Genomic DNA, 3,180 nt, shown 5'->3' with positions numbered 1-3,180 from the left:
GACTGGGACTACCCGGTGGAACCGCAGGAGAACGGCAACTCCTTCATGCGCCACGCCCGGGCGAAGGTCATGGGCGGCTGCTCCAGCCACAACTCCTGCATCGCGTTCTGGGCCCCGCGCGAAGACCTGGACGAGTGGGAATCCAAATACGGCGCCACCGGCTGGACCGCTGAAACCGCCTGGCCGCTCTACCAGCGGCTGGAGACCAACGAGGACGCCGGCCCGGACGCGCCGCACCACGGCGGCTCTGGCCCCGTGCACCTGATGAACGTGCCCCCGGTGGATCCTGCCGGCGTCGCGCTTTTGGACGCCTGCGAGCAGGCCGGCATTCCGCGGGCAAAGTTCAACACGGGAACCACCGTGGTCAACGGCGCCAACTTCTTCCAGATCAACCGCCGTGCGGACGGCACCCGGTCCTCCAGCTCGGTCTCCTACATCCACCCCATCATGGAGCGCGGAAACTTCACCCTGCTGACCGGCCTCCGCGCCCGCCAGTTGGTGTTCGACGCGGCCAAGCGCTGCACGGGCGTCGACGTGGTGGACTCTGCGTTCGGCCGGACCCACCGGCTCTCCGCCCGCCGCGAGGTCATCCTGTCCACCGGCGCCATCGACTCGCCCAAGCTGCTCATGCTCTCCGGCATCGGCCCGGCAGCCCACCTCGCCCAGCACGGCATCGAGGTGCTGGTGGACTCACCCGGTGTGGGTGAGCACCTGCAGGACCACCCCGAAGGAGTGGTGCAGTTCGAGGCCAGGCAGCCGATGGTCCAGGCCTCGACGCAGTGGTGGGAAATCGGCATCTTCAGCCCCACTGAGGAGGGCCTGGACCGCCCGGACCTGATGATGCACTACGGTTCCGTCCCGTTCGACATGAACACCCTGCGGCACGGCTACCCCACCACGGAGAACGGCTTCAGCCTCACCCCGAACGTCACGCACGCCCGCTCCCGCGGCACCGTCCGGCTGCGCAGCCGCGACTTCCGCGACAAGCCCATGGTGGATCCGCGCTACTTCACGGATCCGGACGGCCACGACATGCGGGTTATGGTGGCCGGCATCCGCAAGGCCCGCGAAATCGCCGCCCAGCCCGCCATGGCCGCATGGACCGGCCGCGAGCTGTCGCCCGGCGTCGAGGCGCAGACGGACGAGGAACTGCGGGACTACATCCGCAAGACCCACAACACCGTGTACCACCCCGTCGGCACCGTCCGGATGGGGCCGGCCGACGACGGGATGTCGCCGCTGGATCCCGAGCTGCGGGTCAAAGGCGTCACCGGCCTGCGCGTGGCGGATGCGTCCGTCATGCCAGAACACGTCACGGTCAACCCCAACATCACCGTCATGATGATCGGCGAGCGCTGCGCGGACCTCATCCGCACCAGCCGGTCCGGCGAAACCATGACCTCAGGAGAAATGGAGCTCACCGCGTCCCTCGCCTAAGCGGCAAGGTCCCGGCGGCAGGGCACCGACCTTCCATGCGCCACGGCCGGCCGGTCATCACTATCGTGCTTTTCTGATTTAGGAGTCCACATGGCGGAACCCAGCAAGAGTATTGATTCAAGCGGCATGGACGAGTTTGGTTATTCGCAGACCCTGGACCGGAGCATCGGCAAGTTTGCCAGCTTCGCGGCAGGTGTCAGCTACATCTCCATCCTCACTGGTGTTTTTCAACTGTTCTACTTTGGCTTTTCCATGGCCGGCCCGGCGTACGCGTGGTCCTGGCCCCTCGTCTTCGCAGGCCAGCTGATGGTGGCCCTGTGTTTCGCCGAGCTGGCGGGCCGCTACCCGGTGGCCGGATCGGTGTACAACTGGGCCAAGCGGCTCACCTCCGGGACCTGGTCCTGGCTGGCGGGCTGGCTGCTGCTCATCTCGTCCATCGTGGCGCTGGGCGCCGTGGCCCTGGCCCTGCAGCTCACCCTTCCGCAGCTCTGGTCAGGCTTCCAGATCATCGGTGACGGAACGGGCACCTACGACTTCGCCCTCAACGGCGTGCTGCTGGCGAGCATCATGATTTCCATCTCCACCCTCATCAACGCCTTCGGCGTGAAGCTGATGACCAGGATCAACAGCATCGGCGTCTTTGTTGAGCTGACCGCTGCCGTGCTGCTGATCCTGGCGCTGGGGTGGCACGTTGTGCGGGGGCCTGAGGTCTTCTTCGACACCGCCGGCTTCGGGGAAGGCCACGACCTCGGCTTCTTCGGTGTGTTCCTGATCGGCGCCATGGCCTCCGGCTACGTTATGTACGGCTTCGACACCGCCAGCTCCCTGGGTGAAGAAACGAAGGACCCCAAGCGCACGGCACCCAAAGCCATCCTGCGGGCCATTACGGCCTCGTTCGTGCTGGGCGGCCTGATCCTGCTGTTTGGCATCCTGGCCGCACCGGACCTGGCCGATCCCAAGGTGGGAGCTGCCGACGGTGGCCTGCAGTACATTGTGCTCTCCGTCCTGGGCGGACCTTTCGGCAAGGCCTTCCTGGCCTGCATCGTGGTGGCCGTGGTGGTCTGTACCCTGGCTGTCCATGCCGCCGCCATCCGCATGATGTTCGCCATGGCCCGGGACAACAACCTGCCGTTCAGCCGGCAGCTCAGCAAGGTGGATCCGGTCCGCAGGACCCCCAAGATCGCGGCGATCGTGATCGGCGTTATGGCCGTCATTCCGCTGCTGGTCAACGTGATGCAGCCAGCCATCTTCACCATCATGTCCAGCATCAGCATCGTCCTGATCTACCTGTCCTACCTCCTGGTCACTGTTCCGTTGCTGCGCAACCGGCTCCTGAAGAAGTGGCCGCTCGCCGCGGACGGCACCGAGCCCGGATTCAGCCTGGGCAGATGGGGTCTGCCGGTGAACATCCTCGCGGTCTTCTGGGGCGGTGCCATGACACTGAATCTGGTCTGGCCCCGGCCGGAGATCTACAACTCGGTGCCGCCGTTCGAGTGGTACCTGCAGTGGGGCGGGGTGTTGTTCGTTGCCGCCGTCACGGCAGGCGGAGCCCTGCTGTACCGCCTGAAGATCCGCCATCAAACGGGCGTACTGGCAGAGCACGCAGCGGCCGTCGCAGCACATCCGTCGTCGGGCTCCGCCCAACAAGCAAGCTTCGCCCAACAGGCATCATCGGCCGAAACCGGCGTGGAGGACGCCAAAGTCCCTTAGAGCCACTGTTCCCACACCGTCAGCTGCAGCTGC

At 66.0% G+C, this 3,180-nt stretch carries 2 protein-coding genes; both read left to right on the top strand.

The window, feature by feature from the left end; all coding sequences use genetic code 11:
• On the top strand, positions 1–1,437 hold a 1,437-nt coding region (locus V6M49_RS06610; protein WP_332760617.1), incomplete at its 5' end, for a GMC family oxidoreductase.
• 90 nt (positions 1,438–1,527) lie between these two features.
• Complete coding sequence (locus V6M49_RS06605; RefSeq protein WP_332760616.1) at positions 1,528–3,147, top strand: APC family permease; 1,620 nt, start codon at positions 1,528–1,530, stop codon at positions 3,145–3,147.
• Positions 3,148–3,180: the final 33 nt, after the last annotated feature.

Origin of the sequence: Pseudarthrobacter sp., assembly GCF_036675385.1 — a bacterium.
Lineage (GTDB): Bacteria > Actinomycetota > Actinomycetes > Actinomycetales > Micrococcaceae > Arthrobacter.
The sequence above is the reverse complement of the archived record's forward strand: the minus strand, read 5'-3'. Positions and strand labels throughout refer to the sequence as shown.

Coding starts and splice junctions, on each gene's coding strand:
- V6M49_RS06605 (WP_332760616.1), top strand. CDS start 1,528: ATGGCGGAACCCAGCAAGAGTATTGATTCAAGCGGCATGGACGAGTTT.